20 protein-coding genes are annotated in these 20047 nt (G+C 69.9%); 14 read left to right on the top strand and 6 right to left on the bottom strand.

Going from position 1 to position 20047, the window contains the following annotated elements; all coding sequences use genetic code 11:
- The first annotated feature begins 85 nt into the window (after positions 1-85).
- The gene (locus tag BLT28_RS42075) at positions 86-253 is read left to right on the top strand and encodes a hypothetical protein (RefSeq protein WP_231950361.1); all 168 of its coding nucleotides are present in this window, start codon (positions 86-88) and stop codon (positions 251-253) included.
- On the opposite strand, the gene BLT28_RS20625 is transcribed toward BLT28_RS42075, so the two are convergent.
- Positions 254-1318: a hypothetical protein gene (locus BLT28_RS20625; RefSeq protein ID WP_030430570.1), complete on the bottom strand. Its 1065-nt coding sequence runs from the start codon at positions 1316-1318 to the stop codon at positions 254-256.
- Between the two features lie 224 nt (positions 1319-1542).
- On the opposite strand from BLT28_RS20625, the gene BLT28_RS20620 reads away from it, so the two are divergent.
- Together BLT28_RS20620 and BLT28_RS20615 are read left to right on the top strand one after the other, a co-directional pair.
- Positions 1543-4920: a pyruvate carboxylase gene (locus BLT28_RS20620; RefSeq protein ID WP_030430569.1), complete on the top strand. Its 3378-nt coding sequence runs from the start codon at positions 1543-1545 to the stop codon at positions 4918-4920.
- A 49-nt stretch (positions 4921-4969) separates the two neighbouring features.
- The gene (locus tag BLT28_RS20615; protein ID WP_030430568.1) at positions 4970-5734 is read left to right on the top strand and encodes an arginase family protein; all 765 of its coding nucleotides are present in this window, start codon (positions 4970-4972) and stop codon (positions 5732-5734) included.
- A 66-nt stretch (positions 5735-5800) separates the two neighbouring features.
- Here BLT28_RS20615 and BLT28_RS20610 read toward each other — a convergent pair whose 3' ends face one another.
- Together BLT28_RS20610 and rsmD are read right to left on the bottom strand one after the other, a co-directional pair.
- Positions 5801-7111 (bottom strand): MFS transporter, encoded by a 1311-nt coding sequence (locus tag BLT28_RS20610; protein WP_030430567.1) that lies wholly within the window; start codon positions 7109-7111, stop codon positions 5801-5803.
- Between the two features lie 135 nt (positions 7112-7246).
- On the bottom strand, positions 7247-7801 hold the full coding sequence (gene rsmD, locus BLT28_RS20605; RefSeq protein WP_030430566.1) for a 16S rRNA (guanine(966)-N(2))-methyltransferase RsmD: 555 nt from the start codon (positions 7799-7801) through the stop codon (positions 7247-7249).
- Positions 7802-7916: 115 nt separating this feature from the next.
- Here rsmD and coaD point away from each other — a divergent pair, with 115 nt between their 5' ends.
- The gene (coaD, locus tag BLT28_RS20600; RefSeq protein WP_030430565.1) at positions 7917-8399 is read left to right on the top strand and encodes a pantetheine-phosphate adenylyltransferase; all 483 of its coding nucleotides are present in this window, start codon (positions 7917-7919) and stop codon (positions 8397-8399) included.
- On the opposite strand, the gene BLT28_RS20595 is transcribed toward coaD, so the two are convergent.
- A complete protein-coding gene (locus tag BLT28_RS20595) occupies positions 8396-8788 on the bottom strand; it encodes a GNAT family N-acetyltransferase (RefSeq protein WP_231950360.1) in 393 nt (130 codons plus the stop codon). The genes coaD and BLT28_RS20595 overlap by 4 nt on opposite strands.
- Before the next feature lie 135 nt (positions 8789-8923).
- Between BLT28_RS20595 and BLT28_RS20590 the strand changes: the two genes are divergently transcribed.
- From BLT28_RS20590 to mutM, 6 genes are all read left to right on the top strand, one after another.
- On the top strand, positions 8924-9352 hold the full coding sequence (locus tag BLT28_RS20590) for a ribonuclease domain-containing protein (protein WP_030430563.1): 429 nt from the start codon (positions 8924-8926) through the stop codon (positions 9350-9352).
- A gap of 96 nt (positions 9353-9448) precedes the next feature.
- Positions 9449-10210: an ATP synthase F0 subunit B gene (locus tag BLT28_RS20585; protein WP_030430562.1), complete on the top strand. Its 762-nt coding sequence runs from the start codon at positions 9449-9451 to the stop codon at positions 10208-10210.
- Positions 10211-10309: 99 nt separating this feature from the next.
- Positions 10310-10897, top strand: a complete 588-nt coding sequence (locus tag BLT28_RS20580) for a YceD family protein (protein WP_030430561.1) — start codon at positions 10310-10312, stop codon at positions 10895-10897.
- 2 nt (positions 10898-10899) lie between these two features.
- Positions 10900-11082 carry a 50S ribosomal protein L32 gene (rpmF, locus tag BLT28_RS20575; RefSeq protein WP_030430560.1) on the top strand — a complete coding sequence of 61 codons (183 nt, stop codon included), beginning with the start codon at positions 10900-10902 and terminating at the stop codon, positions 11080-11082.
- A 21-nt stretch (positions 11083-11103) separates the two neighbouring features.
- Entirely contained in the window at positions 11104-11868 is a 765-nt protein-coding gene (gene rnc / locus BLT28_RS20570; RefSeq protein WP_030430559.1) for a ribonuclease III, read from the top strand.
- A 15-nt stretch (positions 11869-11883) separates the two neighbouring features.
- Positions 11884-12729, top strand: a complete 846-nt coding sequence (gene mutM / locus BLT28_RS20565) for a bifunctional DNA-formamidopyrimidine glycosylase/DNA-(apurinic or apyrimidinic site) lyase (protein ID WP_030430558.1) — start codon at positions 11884-11886, stop codon at positions 12727-12729.
- 103 nt (positions 12730-12832) lie between these two features.
- Here the strand turns inward: mutM and BLT28_RS42575 are convergent, their stop codons facing one another.
- Both BLT28_RS42575 and asnB read right to left on the bottom strand, forming a co-directional pair.
- Entirely contained in the window at positions 12833-13147 is a 315-nt protein-coding gene (locus BLT28_RS42575) for a LysR family transcriptional regulator (RefSeq protein ID WP_030430557.1), read from the bottom strand.
- A 304-nt stretch (positions 13148-13451) separates the two neighbouring features.
- Complete coding sequence (gene asnB, locus BLT28_RS20555; protein WP_030430556.1) at positions 13452-15281, bottom strand: asparagine synthase (glutamine-hydrolyzing); 1830 nt, start codon at positions 15279-15281, stop codon at positions 13452-13454.
- A 409-nt stretch (positions 15282-15690) separates the two neighbouring features.
- Between asnB and BLT28_RS20550 the strand changes: the two genes are divergently transcribed.
- The 4 genes from BLT28_RS20550 (at position 15691) to BLT28_RS20540 (ending at position 20042) form a co-directional block, all read left to right on the top strand.
- Positions 15691-18294 carry a sensor histidine kinase gene (locus BLT28_RS20550; RefSeq protein ID WP_081900411.1) on the top strand — a complete coding sequence of 868 codons (2604 nt, stop codon included), beginning with the start codon at positions 15691-15693 and terminating at the stop codon, positions 18292-18294.
- Entirely contained in the window at positions 18291-18974 is a 684-nt protein-coding gene (locus BLT28_RS20545; protein ID WP_030430554.1) for a response regulator, read from the top strand. The genes BLT28_RS20550 and BLT28_RS20545 overlap by 4 nt, the downstream gene beginning before the upstream one ends.
- A gap of 127 nt (positions 18975-19101) precedes the next feature.
- The gene (locus BLT28_RS40310) at positions 19102-19440 is read left to right on the top strand and encodes a hypothetical protein (protein ID WP_156051107.1); all 339 of its coding nucleotides are present in this window, start codon (positions 19102-19104) and stop codon (positions 19438-19440) included.
- Positions 19440-20042: a DUF3558 domain-containing protein gene (locus tag BLT28_RS20540; RefSeq protein WP_081900410.1), complete on the top strand. Its 603-nt coding sequence runs from the start codon at positions 19440-19442 to the stop codon at positions 20040-20042. Before BLT28_RS40310 ends, BLT28_RS20540 begins: the two co-directional genes overlap by 1 nt.
- Positions 20043-20047: the final 5 nt, after the last annotated feature.

Genomic DNA, 20047 nt, shown 5'->3' with positions numbered 1-20047 from the left:
GCGGACGGGGGGTCTGCTTCTTCGGCCGCTCCGCGGACAGGGTCTTCGACCTGCTCAGCGGGAGTCCTGGGCTGATCCGAACGCCGTGGCCCCCGCTCACGACGACATGACCCGTCAAACGCTCGCCGAGGCCGTCGCGCTGGTCGAAGCCGGTCGCACCCGGGAAACCCGTGATCGACTGGTCAGGGCCATCGCCGCCGAGCCCGCGTTCGCCGAACCCTGGCTGCGCTCACTGGTCAACCAGCTGCGCTGACTACTCGCAGCGGGGGCTGGCGGGACCGCCGAGCACCTGGGCCGGACCCCACGTCCCACTCGGCACGACCTGGGCCCGGACCACGATCGACTCGCCCGCGGGCGCCAGCGTGAACAACTCAAGCCGCCCGTCCACAGTGGACGCGACGCCGGGTGAGCACACCGCGCTCACGCCGTCGAAGGTCTGCCACGGGCCCCATCCGATCGCGGTTTCCCTGCGGTGCTGCACGCTGCTCGCGTCGCGGCCGACCACGAACACCTCCAGCCGACCGTCCGCGTTGCGCCCCACCGAAGGCCGACCGGTCACAGGTTCGGAGAACACCGTCCACCCGTCACGCAGTTCGTGCATGCGTTGGCCGGCCGTCACGAACACCACCACGCCGCTCTCCGTCGCCGCGGCGACCGGGGAGTGCGCGTCGGCGGGACCGCCGAGCGGGGTCCACTGGCTCCACCCGGCCGGGGTCCGCGTCCGCCCCAGGAGCTGGCCGGAGAGGGTGGTGAACACCCGCAGTTGCCCGTCCCCGCCGCGTGCGACCGCGGGCAGCCCGGAGCCCTCGCCGAAGTCCTCCCACGGCCCCCAACCCGCATCGGAGCGCGCGCGGTGCAGCAGCTTCGAGCCGCCCGGGGCCAGCGCGAACAGGTCCGTGCCGCCCTCGGCCGCCACCGGGACCGACGCCGCAGCGCCGAAGTCCTCCCAGGGCCCCCACGCGCCGTCGGCGAGCTGGACCCGGTGGCGGATGCGCTCACCCGCACGGCCGTCCCGGCGGTCGAGCGCGAAGACCTCCAGCAACCCCTCCGCGGTCCGCACCACGGTGGGAGCGCCCTCGGTCGGGCCGCCGAACTCCTCCCACGGGCCCCAGACGCCGCCGGGCAGCTGTCGCCGGTGGTGCAGCGCCGCGTTGGGCGGGGCGGGCGCGAACACCTCCAGCAGGCCGTCCTTGCCCGCGGCGACGGCGGGGCTGGTCGCGGCCGAGTAGAGCGGGTAGCCGGCCTGGGCCGGCACCCCGGCCAAGCCGAGGACCAGGGCAACGGACAGGGCCAGTGCTCCACGTGAGGTGAATCGCATCTTTTCCTCTCCCGCGCGGGGGACCGCAGGAAGGGGTATCCGCATCGGCGCGCGCTGAAACCAGCAATACGTCCAGTGATCGGAACCACAACTCATTGGCAGTCGCGCGGGGCCGGGGAATCGATCAGGATGAAGTCCGTCACCTGGGACGACCCTCCCGTACAGCGGGAGACGACGATACGGTGCCACGACCGACCCCGAGGCACGATCCGTGAGGAGCCGGCATGTTCGCGAAGGTCCTCGTCGCCAACCGAGGAGAGATCGCCATCCGGGCGTTCCGCGCCGCCTACGAGCTGGGCGCGGGAACGGTCGCGGTGTTCCCGCACGAGGACCGGAACTCGTTGCACCGCCTCAAGGCGGACGAGTCCTACGAGATCGGCGATCCCGGCCACCCGGTGCGCGCCTACCTCTCGGTCGCCGAGGTGATCAAGGCGGCGCGCAAGGCGGGCGCCGACGCGATCTACCCCGGCTACGGCTTCCTGTCGGAGAACCCGGAGCTGTCGCAGTCCTGCAAGGACGCGGGCATCACCTTCGTCGGCCCCAGCGCGGAGGTGCTGGAGCTGACCGGGAACAAGGCCCGCGCCATCGCCGCCGCGCGCGAGGCCGGGCTGCCGGTGCTGGAGTCCTCCGCCCCGTCCTCCAACGTCGAGGAGCTGCTGAGCCAGGCGGAGAACATCCGCTTCCCGGTCTTCGTCAAGGCTGTCGCCGGTGGTGGCGGGCGCGGCATGCGCCGGGTGGAGGAGATCGGCGCGCTGCGGGAGGCCCTGGAGGCCGCGATGCGCGAGGCCGAGTCGGCCTTCGGCGACCCCACGGTCTTCCTGGAGCAGGCCGTCGTCGAGCCCCGGCACATCGAGGTGCAGATCCTGGCCGACGCCAAGGGCAACGTGATCCACCTCTTCGAGCGCGACTGCTCGGTGCAGCGGCGGCACCAGAAGGTCATCGAGATCGCCCCCGCGCCCAACCTCGACCCGAAGCTGCGCGAGCGGATCTGCGCGGACGCGGTCTCCTTCGCCAGGCACATCGGCTACGTCAACGCGGGCACCGTGGAGTTCCTGGTCGACCGCGAGGGCAACCACGTCTTCATCGAGATGAACCCGCGCATCCAGGTCGAGCACACCGTGACCGAGGAGGTCACCGACGTCGACCTGGTGCAGTCGCAGATGAGGATCGCCGCCGGGGAGACCCTGCCCGACCTCGGGCTGTCCCAGGACTCGATCCGCCTGCGCGGCGCCGCGCTGCAGTGCCGCATCACCACCGAGGACCCGGCCAACGGCTTCCGCCCGGACACCGGCCGCATCACCGCGTACCGCTCGCCGGGCGGCGCGGGCATCCGGCTCGACGGCGGCACGGCGCACGCGGGCGCCGGCATCAGCGCCCACTTCGACTCGATGCTGGTGAAGCTGACCTGTCGCGGCCGCGACTTCGCCGGGGCCGTCCGGCGCGCCCGCCGCGCGATCGCCGAGTTCCGCATCCGCGGCGTGTCCACCAACATCCCGTTCCTGCAGGCGGTGCTCGACGACGAGCAGTTCGTCGCCGGTCAGGTCACCACCGCGTTCATCGAGCAGCGCCCGCACCTGCTGACCGCACGGCACTCCGCCGACCGCGGCACCAGGCTGCTGACCTACCTGGCCGACGTGACGGTGAACAAGCCCAACGGCCCTCGTCCGTCCACTGTGGACCCGGTGCAGAAGCTGCCCGCGGTCAACCTGCTCGACACCCCGCCCGCGGGCTCGCGCCACAAGCTGGTCGAGCTGGGCCCGGAGGGCTTCGCCGCGTGGCTGCGCTCCAACCCGGCCGTCGGCGTCACAGACACCACCTTCCGTGACGCGCACCAGTCGCTGCTGGCCACCCGCGTGCGCACCAAGGACCTGCTCGCCGTCGCGCCGCACGTGGCCCGCTCCACGCCGGAGCTGCTCTCACTGGAGTGCTGGGGCGGTGCCACCTACGACGTCGCACTGCGCTTCCTGGCCGAGGACCCGTGGGAGCGGCTGGCCGCACTGCGCGAGGCCGTGCCCAACATCTGCCTCCAGATGCTGCTGCGCGGGCGCAACACGGTGGGCTACACGCCGTACCCGGAGGCGGTGACGCGCGGCTTCGTCGAGGAGGCCACCGCGACCGGGATCGACATCTTCCGGATCTTCGACGCGCTCAACGACGTCGAGCAGATGCGCCCGGCGATCGAGGCGGTCCGGGACACCGGATCGGCCATCGCCGAGGTGGCGCTGTGCTACACCGCCGACCTCGCCGACCCGGCGGAGCAGCTCTACACCCTCGACTACTACCTGCGGCTGGCCGAGCAGATCGTCCGCGCGGGCGCCCACGTGCTGGCGATCAAGGACATGGCCGGTCTGCTCCGCCCGCCCGCCGCCGCGACTCTGGTCAAGGCGCTGCGTTCGGAGTTCGACCTGCCGGTGCACCTGCACACCCACGACACCGCGGGCGGCCAGCTGGCCACCTACCTCGCCGCGATCCAGGCGGGCGTGGACGCGGTGGACGGCGCGACGGCGTCCATGGCGGGGACCACCTCGCAGCCCTCGCTGTCGGCGATCGTCGCCGCGACCGACCACACGGAGCGCGCCACCGGGCTCGACCTCCAGGCGGTCTGCGACCTGGAGCCGTACTGGGAGGCGGTGCGCCGCATCTACGCGCCGTTCGAGTCGGGCCTCGCCTCGCCGACCGGTCGCGTCTACCACCACGAGATCCCCGGCGGGCAGCTGTCCAACCTGCGCCAGCAGGCGATCGCGCTCGGCCTCGGCGACCGGTTCGAGGAGATCGAGTCCACCTACGCCGCCGCCGACCGCATGCTCGGCCGCCTGGTGAAGGTGACCCCGTCGTCGAAGGTGGTCGGCGACCTCGCGCTGCACATGGTCGGCGCGGGGGTGGAGCCCTCTGACTTCGAGGCGAACCCGGGCAGCTTCGACATCCCGGACTCGGTGATCGGCTTCCTGCACGGTGAACTGGGCAACCCGCCGGGTGGCTGGCCCGAGCCGTTCCGCAGCCGCGCCCTCGCCGGTCGCAGTGCCCCGCGCAAGATGGTCGAGCTGACCGACGACGACCGCCGCGGCCTGGAGACCGACCGCCGCAAGACGCTCAACCGGCTGCTGTTCCCGGCTCCCGCCAAGGAGTTCGCCGCGCACCGCGAGGCGTACGGCGACACGAGCGTGTTGCGCAGCAAGGACTTCTTCTACGGCCTCCGGCCGGGCGAGGAGTACTCGGTCGACCTGGAGCCGGGTGTGCGGCTGCTGATCGGTCTTGAGGCCATCGGCGAGGCCGACGACCGCGGTATGCGCACCGTGATGGCCACGCTCAACGGGCAGCTGCGGCCGATCTCGGTCCGCGACCGCTCGGTGGCCGCCGACATCCCGGCCGCGGAGAAGGCCGACCGGTCCAACCCCGACCACGTGCCCGCGCCGTTCGCCGGCGTGGTCACGCTCGCGGTGGCCGAGGGCGACCAGATCGAGGCGGGTCAGACGGTGGCCACCATCGAGGCGATGAAGATGGAAGCCGCGATCACCGCGCCGAAGGCCGGCCAGGTCAAGCGGCTGGCCATCGGCAAGGTGCAGCAGGTCGAGGGCGGGGACCTGCTCATCGAGCTGACCTGAGCCGGAGATGTGCGTGTGCGCGGGTCCCGCGCACACGCATACTCCGGCCATGCGCATTCACGCAGTACCCCAGTTCCAGGGAGCGCTCGTCGAGAGCCGGGCCGGGCTGCCCTCCGGCTGCCGTGCCCTCGCCGGGCTGGCCGGGCTGGTGCTCGGCGCCGAGGTGACGGAGGTCCAGGTCGGCACCGGCACCTCGCCCACCGTCGGCGGTATCGCCAACCACGAAGTGCTCCTGGCGCACCAGGACGCCCAACGAGCCGCGCTGTCCGATGTGGACGAACCGGTGCTGACGATCGGCGGGGACTGCTCCGTCGACCTGGTACCGGTGCAGCGCCTCGGGGACGACGTGACGGTGCTGTGGTTCGACGCGCACGCCGACCTCAACACCCCGGAGTCCTCCCCGTCCGGCGCCTTCCACGGCATGGTCCTGCGATCGGCCATGGGGGAGCGGGAGGTCGTCCTCGTGGGCGCGCGCAGCATCGACCACGGGGAGCGGGCACTGGTCGGAGACGGAGGGCGGGTGCGGCTGGTCGAGCGCGCGGACCTGGCGACGGTCGCCCCCGGCAACCGCGAGGTCTACCTCCACATCGACCTCGACGTGTTGTCCCCCGACGAGTTCAGCGGCATGACCTATCCGGAGCCGGATGGGCTCACCGTCGACGAGCTGACGCGGCAGGTGCGCCGACTCAGTCCGGAGTGGACAGTCGTCGGGGCGGCCATCACCGAGTGCGTCACGACCGACGAGACCGAACTGGCCAAGCTCGTCCCGCTGCTCGAAGCGGTGGGCGAGGTACTGGGAACGAAGAACGGCTGACGGGCACGGCGGAGGGGTTCCTGGGCTCTGCCGAGGCCGGTCAGGTGCTGCACGTCAACGGTGCGCCTACTCCGGCCGCTGAGGCCAGCGCGGGTGCACGCGGTCGATCGCGAACTCGTGCGCGTGCACCCATCCTCGTCCGGACGGCACCGCGTCCATCAGGTGCGGGTCGTCCGGGGCGAGGTTGTCGTGCACATGCTCCACTGTGGACGGATCGTGCGCGGGCCACACGCGCGCGGCGAACACCAGCCCGCCCGCGGCCACCACCGCCAGCGCCAGCAGCGTGATCGACATCCCCGCCCACGCACCCAACGACCCGGCGAGCAGATAGGTCAGCAGCCACCCGCCGTGCGACACGGTGAACTGCGCGGCGAACAAGCCCGGCCAACCCCCGGGCTCCGCCGATCGCCGCACCAGGCGACCGATCGGGGTCTGCACCGCGGCACCGGCCAAACCCAACGCCGCCCACGCGCCGAGCACCGCGGTCCATGACAGAGCTTGAAAAGCGCTGATCGTGAGCACGAACACCAACACCCCGGCGCCGCCGAGCATCACGTGCCGCTCGCCGAGCCGGGACAGCACGCGAGGCAGCAGCAGCGCGGCGAGGATCGAGCCCGCTCCGTAGGTTCCGAGCGCCAACGCCACGAAAGAATCGCCCAGGCCCAGCTCCTCGCGCACCACCACGACCGTGTTCACGAGCACCATCGACCCGGCCGCCGCAGCAGCGAGGTTGAGCCCCACCAACGCACGCAGCCGAGGCGTGGCGAGGTAGACGCGCAGTCCGCCAACGGACCTGCTCCCGGACTCGACGGGCTTCGGCAGCACCACGCTCAGCACGAGCGCGGCCGACGCGGCGAAACCGATCGCGGTCCCGACGAACAACCGGTTCGCCTCGACGACGGTGAGCAGTGCTGCCGCGAGCACCGGGCTCAGCAGGCTCTCCAGCTCGTAGGCCAAGCGCGACAGCGACAACGCCCGCGTGTACTCCTCCTCGTCCGGGAGCACGCTGGGGATCGTCGCCTGGAACGTCGGCGTGAACGACGCGGAGGCGGCTTGCAGCACAACGATCAGCGCGTAGACCTGCCACACCTCCGTGACGAACGGCAGAGCCAGCGCGACGACCGCCCGCACCACGTCCATCGCGACGAGGAACCCGCGCCGGGGCAGTCGCTCCGCCAGAGCCGTGGCCAGCGGGGCGAAGAAGACGTAAGCCACCATCTTGATCGCCAGGGCGACCCCGAGGACCAGGCCCGCGTCACCCCCGGCGAGCCGGTGCGCCAGCAACCCGAGCGCGACAGTCGCCAGCCCGGAACCGGCGAGCGCGACCACCTGGGCGACGAAGAGCCGCCTGTAAGTGCGATTCCCGAGCACGCTCACAGGGGCAACATACGACGCGAAACCCGTTGCGACGACGGTGCAACTGCCCCTCCATGGCAACAACGCCCACCACTCTCCACAGTGGACTAGCCGCTTCGCCTTCGCACCGAACGCTGCATTGGCGGGGGCGGAGGGTCAGGCGTGTTCGGCCCAGTGGACGGCGGTGTCGCCGTAGCGGCGGGTGCGGAGCGGGACGAGCGGCGAGGGCCACGCGGGGTCCCCGGTCCGCACGGCGCGCTCGACCACGACCACGGTGCCCGGCTCTGTCCACCCCGATTCGACGAGCACGGTCAGCGTCTTGTGCAGCGCCTCGTTGGTCAGGTCATAGGGCGGATCGGCGAAGACGACGTCGTACGGAGTGACCGCGCCCGTTGACAGCACCGTGTCAGCGGTACCGGTCCGCACATCCGCGCCGGGCAGCCCGAGGTCCGCGGCATTGCGGCGGAGGACTTCCCCCGCGCGCCGGTCGGACTCCACGAAGGTCGCCGTCGTCGCTCCCCGGGACAGCGACTCGAAACCGAGCGCGCCCGAGCCCGCGTAGAGGTCCAGCACCCGCGCTCCGTCCAGGTCCACCAGGGCTTCGAGCGCGCTGAACAGCGCTTCCCGCACCCGGTCCGAGGTGGGTCTGGTTCCCTTGGGCGGCACCGCGAGCCGGCGTCCGCCCGCGGTCCCGGCAACGATTCGCGTCACCCGGCAATACTCCCACCGGCACCGGTGCTCCGTTCGGCCGGTGAGCGCGGGTGACACTTCCCACTCGCCGCGACCAAGCGGTGGCGCGGTATCCGAATCCTGTTACGGTCCGCCCATGAGGCGTGCCGTTTACCCCGGCTCCTATGACCCAGTGACCAACGGGCACTTGGACATCATCGAGCGGGCGGCCGGTCTGTTCGACGAGGTCGTCGTCGCTGTGATGATCAACAAGAGCAAGCGCAGCCTGTTCACCGTTGAGGAGCGCATGGAGATGCTCCGCGACGTCACGCCGCACCTGCCCAACGTGCGCATCGACTCCTGGTACGGCCTGCTGGTGGACTACTGCAAGGCCAACGAGGTCCAGGCGATCGTCAAGGGCCTGCGCGCGGTCAGCGACTTCGAGTACGAGCTGCAGATGGCGCAGATGAACCAGCGCCTCTCCGGCATCGACACGATGTTCATCGCCACCAACCCGGTCTACAGCTTCCTGTCCAGCTCGCTGGTCAAGGACGTGGCCACCTACGGCGGCGACGTCTCCCACCTGCTGCCGCCCGCGGTCGACGAGCGCCTCGCCGCCCGCCTCGCGGAGACCCGCTAGAGCGCGAGCTTCATGCCGACGTGGCTCGGCGTGAACCCGATCCGCTCGTAGAACCGCCGCGCGTCGGTCCGCGTGGCGTCGGTGGTCAGCTGCACCAGGCCGCAGCCCCGCTCCCGCGCCCGGTCGAGGGCCCACCTGATCATCGCTTCGCCGAGGCCCGAACCCCGCTGGTCGTCGCGCACCCGAACGGCCTCGATCTGACAGCGGGTCATTCCCAGCCGGGACAGGCCTGGAATGAAGCTCAGCTGCATGGTCGCCACCACCTCGCCGTTGTTCTCGGCAACCACCAGGAGTTGGTTCGGATCGGCGTCGATATCGGCGAAAGCACGCAGGTAGGAGGGGTCGCCGGGGCTCTCCCGAAGTGCCCCCAGCGGATCGTCGGCGAGCATGCCCACAATCGCGTCGACATCGGTTGAAACCGCCCGGCGAAAACTTCCTACTTCCGTATGCACGTCGTTTTCCCGCCTTCGAAAGTTCATATCGATGTCTGTGGACGATCACGGGGGATAGTTACCGTCGCAACTATGAAGCCGATCACAGCACGCGTTGCGCACACCCTGCTCGCGGCCGTCCTGGTGGCACTGGGCGCCCTGGCCCCCGCCGTCGCTTCCGCCGCCCCTGCCGACACGCTTTCCGTTGCCGCTCAACCACCCTGCGGCAACACCGCTTCCTACACCAAGAAGAACCTCTCGACCCTGCCGCGCGAGGCGACCGACACGGTCAACCTGATCAAGAAGGGCGGGCCGTACCCATACCCGCAGGACGGCACCACCTTCGGCAACCGCGAGAACCTGCTGCCGAAGTGCGCCGCCAGCTACTACAAGGAGTTCACGGTCAAGACCCCCGGCATCGGCCACCGCGGCGCCAAGCGGGTCGTGACCGGCTCCGGCAACGAGTTCTTCTACACCGCCGACCACTACAAGAGCTTCGTCCTCGTCAACATCGGCTCCTGAATCACTGCCTGACACGCGTGGTGAGATCCCGCCCTCCGGCGCGCCGACACGGCAGACTGGACGCTGGACAGTCGACTGCGGGGCGAGGAGTGGCACGTGTACCGGGTCTTCGAGGCGCTTGACGAGCTCGTCACGATCGTCGAGGAGGCGCGCGGCGTCCCCATGACCTCCGGATGCGTCGTGCCCAGGGGTGATGTCCTGGAACTGCTCGACGAGATCCGGGACGCGATCCCCGGCGAGCTCGACGACGCCCAGGACGTCCTCGACCACCGCGACGAGGTGGTCAACAAGGCCGCGCAGCAGGCGGAGCACAGCATCACCAGCTCCCGCGCCGAGGCGGAGCAGACGATCACCGAGGCCCGCGAGGAGGCCGATCGTCTGCTCGCCGAGGCGAGGGCGCGGGCAGAGCGCATGGTCGCCGACGCCGAGGCGGAGGCCGAGCGGATCGCCGCGGCGGCCCGGCACGAGTACGAGGACGCCGTCGGCCGGGCGGAGTCCGAGGCTGACCGGATGATCCAGGCGGGCCGCGCCTCCTACGAGCGCTCCGTCGACGAGGGCCGGGCCGAGCAGGCGCGCATGGTCGACCAGACCGAGGTGGTCCGCGCCGCGCACAGCGAGTCGGCCAGGGTGGTCGACGCGGCCAACCAGGAGGCGGCCCGCCTCCGCTCGGAGTGCGACGCCTACGTGGACAGCAAGCTCGGTGAGTTCGAGGACCTGCTCAGCCGCACCCTGCGCACCGTGGGCAAGGGCCGAGCCCAGCTCCGCGGCCGGGGTGGCCCGAGTCACGACACCGTCTTCGACTACGCCGAAGAGGAGCCCGTCGGCCCCCGTCCCACCCGCCACCGCGGCGGTTACTGACCCGGCCGGTCGCCGGGAACGGATTTCGTCGTTGGAGGTGGCGTCCCGTACCCTTGGCGGGCTGGCCGACAACCGACAACGGTCGCACACCTCACAGACATGTCTGAACGCACCAGAACCACGCAGCGGCCGCCGACCGGACCGTGGGTCATCGACACCCGGGACCTGGGGCGGCGACCGGGTTCCAGCCGTGGTTACCACCGGAAGTTCGAGGCCACCAGTGACTTCGGCCTTGTCGACGTCATCGGCATCCCCTCGGGCGCCCAGGTCGAGTTCGACGTGCTGCTGGAGTCCGTGGTCGAGGGCGTGCTCGTCACCGGTACCGTCAGCGGGCCGACGGTGGGGGAGTGCTCCCGGTGCCTGGACCCGCTCAGCGGTGAGGTGGAGGTCCGGGTCACCGAGCTGTTCGCCTACCCGGACAGCGCCACCGAGACCAGCACCGACGAGGACGAGGTCAGCAGGCTCGTGGACGACCTGCTCGACCTGGAGCCGGTCGCGCGCGACACCATCGTGCTGACCCTGCCCGCCGCTCCGCTGTGCACCCCGGACTGCCCGGGGCTGTGCGTGGAGTGCGGTGAGAAACTGGCCGATCTCGGCCCGGACCACGGGCATGAGACGATTGACCCTCGCTGGGCCGCGTTGCAAGGGCGGTTCGGCGAGGCTGGAAACAACTCAGAGGAGAACTAGTCGTGGCCGTCCCCAAGCGCAGGATGTCGCGGTCCAACACCCGCTCGCGCCGAGCCCAGTGGAAGGCCAGCGCCCCGACCCTGGCGGCCTGCTCCAACCGCGCCTGCCGGGCTCCGAAGCTGCCGCACGTGGCCTGCCCGCAGTGTGGTCAGTACGACGGCCGCCAGGTCGTCACCCCCGCCTGAACCAGGCTGGGAGACTAGATCGTGGGGAGCAGGCCGTCGCGGGGTCCCGCGCCTGATCGCGCCCCGCTGCTCGTCGCGCTCGGCGTCGAACTCGGCACCGAGCTGCTCACGCTGGCACTGACGCACCGGTCCTACGCCTACGAGAACGGCGGTCTTCCGCCGAACGAGAGGCTGGAGTTCCTCGGTGACTCGGTGCTCAGCGTGGTGATCACCGATCACCTGTACCGGGCGCACCCGGACCTTCCCGAGGGGCAGCTCGCCAAGCTGCGCGCCAGCGTGGTCAACATGCACGCGCTGGCCGGTGTGGCGCGCACCCTCGGGCCGGGTGGGCTCGGCGCGCACCTGTTGCTGGGCAAGGGCGAGGAGCTCACCGGCGGCAGGGACAAGCCGAGCATCCTCGCCGACGGCCTCGAGGCCGTGATCGGCGCGGTCTACCTCGAGCACGGCATCGAGGTCTCGCACACCCTCGTGCACCGGCTCTTCGACGGCCTGCTCGAGGAGGCGCCCCGGCGCGGTGCCGGTCTGGACTGGAAGACCAGCCTCCAGGAGCTCACCGCGGCCGCCGGGCTCGGCGTGCCCGAGTATCGGGTCTCCGAAGAGGGACCGGACCACCGCAAGGAGTTCACCGCCACCGTCGTCGTCGGTGGCAACCCGCAGGGCACCGGCGAGGGCCGCACGAAGAAGGAAGCCGAGCAGAAGGCCGCCGAGGCCGCCTGGCGCATCCTCTCCGAGCAGGTCCGCCTCGCCGCCGAGGGAGATGAGGGAGAGGCGGACGCCGCCTCCTGATCGAGGAGAACGGGCGTGCCGGAACTTCCCGAGGTCGAGGTCGTCCGCGCCGGACTGGAGCGGCACGTCGCCGGCCGGACCGTCGCCCAGGTCGAGGTGCTGCACCCGCGCGCGGTGCGCAGGCACGTTCCCGGCCCGGTGGACTTCGCCTCCCGGCTCGGCGGCAGGCGCTTCGACGCCGCCCGCCGCCGCGGCAAGTACCTCTGGATCGAGCTGGACGGCGCGGCCGACGCGGTCGTCGCGCACCTCGGCATGAGCGGTCAGATGCTGGTCCAGCCCGTCGGCGCCCCGGACGAGACCCATCTGCGGGTCCGCGTGCGCTTCGCCGACGACGGTCCCGAGCTGCGCTTCGTCGACCAGCGCACCTTCGGCGGTCTGGCGCTCACCGAACTGGTGGCCGGGCTGCCCGTGCCGATCGCGCACATCGGTCGCGACCCGCTCGACCCGGAGTTCGACCTCGCCGCGGGCGTCGCCGCCCTGCGTGCCCGGCGCACCGAGGTGAAGCGGGCCCTGCTGGACCAGACGGTGGTCTCCGGCATCGGCAACATCTACGCCGACGAGGCGCTGTGGCGGACGAGGCTGCACTGGTCGCGCCCGGCCAACGGGCTGACCAAGGCCAAGGCGACGGAGTTGCTGGAGGCGGCCACCGCGGTGATGCGGGAGGCGCTGGTCGCGGGCGGCACCTCGTTCGACGCGCTCTACGTCAACGTCAACGGGCAGTCCGGCTACTTCGACCGGTCACTGGCCGCGTACGGCCAGGAGAACGAGCCGTGCCCGCGCTGCGGCAGCGCGATCATCCGCGAGGCGTTCATGAACAGGTCGTCCTTCTCCTGCCCGCGGTGCCAGCGCCGCCCTCGGTGACGGGCCCCTGACATGCGCGAGGGGCGGTCCCGGAGGACCGCCCCTGCACGTCGTTCTCATCGGCCCGTGACCTGCTGCCGAACGGTCACGGGGAAGGTTGTTCTCAGCTGGAGCGCAGCTGGCTCGTCGCCCACTCGAAACTCGTGGTGGGCACGGGCTCGTTGTTGCGAACCGACAGCTCCTTGATGCTGTCGATCAGCATGAGCACCGCTCGAACCGAAGGCAAGATCATCTGTCCCTCCCGGGTCAACCTCGCACCCGCTGGATCGCGGGTGAAGAGCTTGGTACCGAGAGACTGCTCCAGGGACTTGATCTGGTAGCTGATCGCTGGCTGGGAATAACCCAAGGACTTTGCGGCCAGGTCCATCCGACCAAGGTCCGCGATCGAGACGAACGCTCGAAACTCCCGCTCGTGCATCCGAATCCTCCCCCAGGGGTCACCGCGCTGTGATTACCCCGGCTTCATCCAGGCAGAACTTCACCAACAACACCGGATAATCAGGACATTACCAACGTGTCACGACTAAGTCCATCAATCGGGGTCTCAAGCGCCCGACCGGAGTACAAAATCCGCTCCGGTTCACCCGAGGGTGACTGTTTGCTCGCCTGAACGGGTTACTACTCAGGTGTCGTCCGTTCAGAGGAGGACATCGAACGCCTCAGGGCCGATCGCCGTGTGCGTTTGTAGCCGTTCACAACTTTCTCTTCTGGGTGAGTTGCAGTCAAGTTAGGTGTAGCTCAAGTCGGTGAGCGGCCAGCCACGCAGCGATGTCTAGCAGGCGTTCTGTGAACAGACGGTCCACGCGATTGAGTGACCCGGGCTCTCTGGAAACGATTTCACGTGCCCAGTCCGCATCAATAATGTTGAAAGTTGGATTACTTCGATCGTTCAACAATTCCTCGACCTGCTCCTGCAGGGCCATCACGTATTTGAGTTCCTGCGTGGACGGGTAGGGGCTCTTGCGCCGCTCCAGCACCGACCGGGGGATGACGTCCCGGACCGCGGAGCGCAGCAGGCTCTTCTCCCGCCCGTCGTGGGTCTGCATGGCCCACGGGGCGTTGAACACGTACTCGACCAGGCGGTAGTCGCAGAAGGGCACCCGGACCTCCAGGCCGACCGCCATGCTCATCCGGTCCTTGCGGTCGAGCATGTACGGCAGGAAGCGGGTCAGGTGCGCGTAGCAGATCTGCCGCATCCGCCGCTGGTGCGGATCCTCGCCGGGCAGCACCGGCGACTCGGCGCGGATTGCCGCGTAGCTGTCCTTGAGGAAGGTCTCGATGTCCAGCTGGTCGCGCAGTTCCTTGCGCAGCAACGGCCGCCCGACGCTCTGCTTGCCGCCGGGGCCGGAGACCCACGGGGGCAGGTTGCCGTGCTGGACGCCCGGGTCGTGGAACCACCAGTAACCGCCGAACACCTCGTCGGCCGACTCGCCGGAGATCGCCACCGTCGAGTGCTCCCGCACCGCCTTGGACAGCAGGTAGAGCGAGTTGTCCATGTCGCCGAGGCCGATCGGGATGTCGCGGGCGCCGACCGCGGCCGCGCGCACCTGCGGATCGGCCAGTGTGGAGTGGTCGAGCACGATGTCGGTGTGGTCGGTGCCGACGTGCTCGGCCACGTCCTTCACGAACGGCGCGTCGGGGCTGTCCTGGAGCACGTTGGCGGTGAAGTTGTCCGTCTGGCCGACGAAGTCGACCGCGAACGTGCGCAGCGGGTTCAGGTGCTGTGCGGCCAGGCCGGTCAGCGCGCTGGAGTCGAGGCCGCCGGAGAGCAGGACGCACTGCGGCACGTCCGAGACGAGCTGGCGGCGCATGATGTCGTCCAGCAGCTCCCGGATGTGCGCGGACGTGGTCTCGACGTCGTCCTCGTGCGGCCTGGCCTCAAGCCGCCAGTAGGTCCGTTCCCGCAGGCCTGAGCGGTCCATGATGGCGAGCCTGCCCGGCTTCAGCTCACGCATCCCCGCCCAGACGGCCTCGCCGATGTTCTTGCTGTAGGCGAACAGCTCCCGCAGCCCGGTGAGCCCGACGCGGCGCTTGGCCAGCGGATTCGCCAGGATCGCCTTGGGTTCGGAGCCGAAGAGCACCCCGTCCGCGGTGCGGTAGAGGTACAGCGGTTTCACCCCGAGGCGGTCGCGGACCAGCAGCAGGCGTTCGGCCCGGGCGTCCCAGATCGCGAAGGCGTACATGCCGTTGAGCCGGTCGACCAGCGCGTCGCCCCATTCCAGGTAGGCGCGCAGCACCACCTCGGTGTCGCCGGCCGTGCGGAACGCGTGGCCCCTCCGGCGCAGCTCCTCCCGCAGCTCGACGAAGTTGTAGACCTCGCCGCTGTAGGTCAGCACCACCTGGCCGTCCGGGGTGTCGGCGGTCATCGGCTGTGCGCCGCCCTCGATGTCGATCACCGCCAGCCTGCGGTGGCCGAGCGCGGCGTGTTGGGCCAACCAGGTGGCGCCGGCATCCGGACCGCGCTCACGCATCGTGGCGGTCATGGCTTCCACCGTGGCCTGTTCGCACGTCAGGTCGCGTGCATAGGCCACCCAGCCGGTAATGCCGCACACGTCGACCTCCTCGTCGTCCGGACCCGCGCGCTCACGCGAAGTGAAAAATACATTCCTCATGGCGTGAAATGAATCGGCGCGGTTGAAGGTGATTAGTCCGTTCGTGCGGCCACAGCCGAAGCGTGATCGCAGACGGTGACCCCTACCCGTGAGGTCTCCCGCCCTGGGTGAAGGTTCGTGGTTGCCGCCGTCACACAGAGTGTAAGGAGCGCGTAAACGCCGAGGTAGTCCTCGTCAAGGACGTGTCAAGGACCGTTATCTAAGCCAAGTCGGACGGCACGCTGGCCCCGGTGCGGCCGAGGAGTGGAGGAGCGGATCGCACGGCCGAACCGGGCCGCACCGGACTCGCTCTGGTGTTCCATGTCACGTCCCTCCTGTTGATCTGCTTGATCCGACCGGAGAACTTCTGATGACGCCTGATGCGTCGACTGTGCGCAAGCTCAACACCGCGGAGGCGGTGCGCGGGGCGGCGGTGGCGGACACTGGGCCGGTGGAGTCCGCCAACCGACGCAGGCGCGGTGAGCTGCGCATCTACCTGGGCGCGGCCCCCGGGGTCGGCAAGACCTTCGCCATGCTCGGCGAAGCCCACCGGCGTGCCGAACGGGGGACCCACGTTGTGGTCGGTTTCGTGGAGACCCACGGTCGGGCGAAGACCGCGGCGCTGGTGGAAGGCCTGCCCGAGGTGCCCCGGCGGCGGATGAGCCACCGCGGCCACGACTTCACCGAGATGGATGTCGACGCGCTGCTCGCGCTGCGCCCGGAGGTCGCGGTCGTCGACGAGCTGGCGCACACCAACGTCCCCGGCTCCCGCAACGCCAAGCGCTGGCAGGACGTCGAGGAGCTGCTCGCCGCGGGCATCGACGTCCTGTCCACGGTGAACGTCCAGCACATGGAGAGCCTGAACGACGTCGTGCAGCGGATCACCGGCGCGGCACAACAGGAGACGGTGCCGGACGAGGTCGTGCGCCGCGCCGAGCAGGTCGAGCTGGTCGACGTCACGCCGGAGGCGCTGCGCAGGCGCATGGCGCACGGCAACATCTACCCGGCGCACAAGGTGGACGCCGCGCTCGGCAACTACTTCCGGCCCGGCAACCTGACCGCGCTGCGCGAGCTGGCGCTGCTGTGGGTCGCCGACCAGGTCGATGTCGCCCTCCAGCGCTACCGCGCGGAGCACCGGATCACCGACACCTGGGAGACCAGGGAGCGCGTGGTCGTCTCGATCACCGGTGGCAAGGAGAGCGAGACGCTGATCCGCCGCGCGCGCCGGATCGCCAACCGCGCGGGCGCCGAACTGCTGGTGCTGCACGTCCTGCGCAGCGACGGCCTGGCCGGGGTGCCCGCCGCCGCGGTCAGCCGCTGTCGCAAGCTCGCCCGCGACGTCGGGGCGAGCTTCCACACGGTGGTCGGTGACGACGTGCCCGCCGCGCTCCTGGACTTCGCGCGCGGGGTGAACGCGACGCAGCTGGTACTCGGGACCTCGCGCCGGTCGCGGTTGGCGCGGGTCTTCGACGAGGGCGTCAGCTCCCGCGTCGTGCAGAACTCCGGGCCGATCGACGTGCACATGGTCACGCACGACGAGGCGGGCGGGACGCTGCGCCAGCAGGGAACCCGACGCGACGCGCTCGCCCCGTGGCGCAAGATCCTCGGCTGGGTGCTCGCCGTGGTGCTGCCGTCCGGGGCGACCGCGATCGGTGTAGCGCTGCAGCCCGAGCTGATCCTGTCCACCAACGTGATCGACTACTTCCTGGCGATCGTGGTGGTCGCGCTGGTCGGCGGGCTCGGACCGGCGTTGCTGGCCTCGATCGGCTCGGCGCTGATGCTCAACTTCTTCTTCACCGAGCCGCTGTTCACCCTGACGATCTCGGCGCAGGAGAACGTCATCACCCTGGTTGCGATGGTGGTCGTCGGCATCATGGTCGCCCTCGTTGTCGACCGCGCCGCACGCCGCGCCGGGCAGGCTGCCAGGGCCCGGACCGAGGCGGCTCTGCTGGCTTCCTACGCGCACACGGTGCTCACGCATCCGGAGCCGGTGCAGCGGTTGCTGGAGAAGGTGCGCGAGAACTTCGGCCTGACCTCGGTGGCGTTGCTGGAGAAGAGCGGCGGTGACTGGCAGCGGGTCGCGGTGGTCGGTGTCGACGCGTGTGACCGCCCTGGGCAGGCCGATGTCGACATCGCCGTGACCGCCGACGTGCACCTCGCGCTCCGGGGGCGGGCACTCGCCGCCGCCGATCGCAAGGTGCTCGAAGGTGCTGCGGGGCAAGCACTTCTGGCGCTCCGGCAGCAGCGGTTGTCCGCGCAGAGCGCCGAGGCGCAGCGCAAGGCGGAGACCAGCGAGCTGCGCACCGCGCTGCTGTCCGCCGTGGGACATGATCTGCGCACCCCGTTGACGTCGATCAAAGCGTCCATCGGCAGCCTGCGCGATCCCGAACTGGTGCTGTCCGACTCGGACACCGCGGAACTGCTTGAGGCGATAGAGGAGTCCGCCGATCGGCTGGCCAAGCTGGTCGACAACCTGCTCGACTCCTCACGCCTGGCGACCGGCGCGGTGCGGCCGCAGTACCGCCCGACCGGGTTCTACGAAGCCGTCGCCCGCGCTCTGTCCTTCATGGATGGACACGCGCGGGTGAAGGTCGACGTGGACGACCGGCTCCCGTTGGTGTGGGCCGATGTAGGGCTGCTGGAGCGGGTGATCGCCAACGTGGTGGACAACGCCCTGCGTCACGGCGGCGGCGCGGTTGAGGTGCGTGCGAGCGCACACGCCTCGCTGGTCGAACTGCGCGTCGTGGACTACGGGCGCGGCCTGCCGAAGGGCGCGGCCGACGAGGTCTTCGCGCCGTTCCAACGGCTCGGTGACTCCTCCAGCGGTGTCGGACTGGGCCTGAGCGTCGCCAAGGGCTTCACCGAGGCGATGGGGGGAATGATCCGCGCCGAGGACACCCCGGGCGGCGGGCTGACGATCGTGATCTCCTTGCCGGTGCACGGGGATCACGCGGGAGAGGCGGGAACGCGGTGACCAAGGTCCTGGTGGTCGACGACGAGCCGCAGATCGTGCGGGCGCTGCGGATCAACCTCGCCGCCCGCGGCTACGAGGTGCTGACCGCGCACGACGGCGCGTCCGCGCTGAAGGTCGCCGCCGAGGACAGGCCCGACGTGGTCGTGCTCGACCTCGGGCTGCCCGACCGCGACGGCACCGAGGTGATCGCCGGCCTGCGCGGCTGGACGAGCGTGCCGATCCTGGTGCTCTCCGCGCGGACCGACTCCTCCGACAAGGTCGGGGCGCTCGACGCCGGCGCCGACGACTACGTGACCAAGCCCTTCGGCATGGACGAGCTGCTGGCCCGGCTGCGCGCCGCCGTGCGACGGGCCGCGCACCCTGTCGACGAGGGCGAGCTGGCCGTGGTGGAGACCGCCACCTTCACGGTCGACCTCGCGGCGAAACGCGTGCACCGCGACGGCACCGAGGTGCACCTGACGCCCACCGAGTGGGGCGTGCTGGAGATGCTCGTCCGCAACCGCGGCCGTCTCGTCGCGCAGAAGCAGCTGCTCCAGGAGGTGTGGGGGCCCGCGTACGCCAAGGAGACCCACTACCTCCGCGTGTACCTGGCGCAGCTGCGCCGCAAACTGGAGGCTGAGCCCTCTCGTCCGCGCCACCTCATCACCGAACCCGGCATGGGTTACCGCTTCGAACCCTAGGCATTTGCCGGGACCGAATCCTTCGATCGCGCATCGTCCGATCCGCCGGTTCGTCCGAAGGGGTCCGTCCCCCTGCTCTGTTCGTTACCCTGCTGGTGGGCCAGAGACGCAGGGGAGGCGTTTTCGCATGTCCAAGCAGTACGTGCGCGTCGGGGGATGGCGCATCGACCTTGATCAGGTACCTGCCGCCATCAAGATCTTCAACGACGCCCTCGACAAGGCGGAGGCGCTTGTCAGGCAAGCGGACAGGACGCTTCGGGTAGAAGCGATGGGAAAAGACGACGTCAGTGTCGGCCTCGCCGCAGCCGTCAACAAGCGTCACCTTGACGGAGCAGGATGCACGGCGTGGGCGGCAGAAAGCCTGCGTGACGAGTTGCAAAAAGCTGCCGAGCAACTCCAATCCGCCAATCGTCATTACCGGCGCGTGGAGAATGCCAGCCGTCGTAGTCTGGACGGGACCGGCTGATGACTGCGCGATCCAGGATGGCGCTCTCTTACGGGATCATGTTGATGATCGCTGGGCTGGCTGGTTGCGCCGTCAATCACGTGGGAGCCGCTACTCCGCAGAACGCGTCGCATCCGGGAACTCCTGCGATTATCGCTCCGGGGGTGAGTCGCCCCCGGGACATCAAGATAGATTCTGTTCCTCCATGTGAACTATTCACTCCGGGGAATCGCCAAGAGTTCAAAAATGATCGCCCGTTCCGGGAGGAGAAGCACCGATTCTTCAAGTACCCCGTCTGCGACTTTCACAGTCGGGCTGAAAAGGTCACTGTCGCCATCGACATGGTTGTCGATCGTGACATGAGCGCTTTTGCTCCGGGCAAAGTTGCGGGTCACGCACGCCTCGTGCAAGTTTTGGGCTTCCCCGCGTACGAGGGTTACTCGGACGCGAAGCCTGGCAACTTGGGCTGTTCCGTTGACATCGGTGTTGTCCAGGGGCAAGTGCTCAGCATCCAGGTGCTTGAGCAAGGGCGCTACGAGAATCCGTTGACACAGGAAGAAGTGTGTCGCCGCGCGATGCGAGGTGCGGAACTTGCTCTGGGCAACCTCCTCGCTCGCGGCTGACGCGG

This window comes from Allokutzneria albata (genome assembly GCF_900103775.1).
GTDB classification, from domain to species: Bacteria; Actinomycetota; Actinomycetes; order Mycobacteriales; family Pseudonocardiaceae; genus Allokutzneria; species Allokutzneria albata.
The sequence above is the reverse complement of the archived record's forward strand: the minus strand, read 5'-3'. Positions and strand labels throughout refer to the sequence as shown.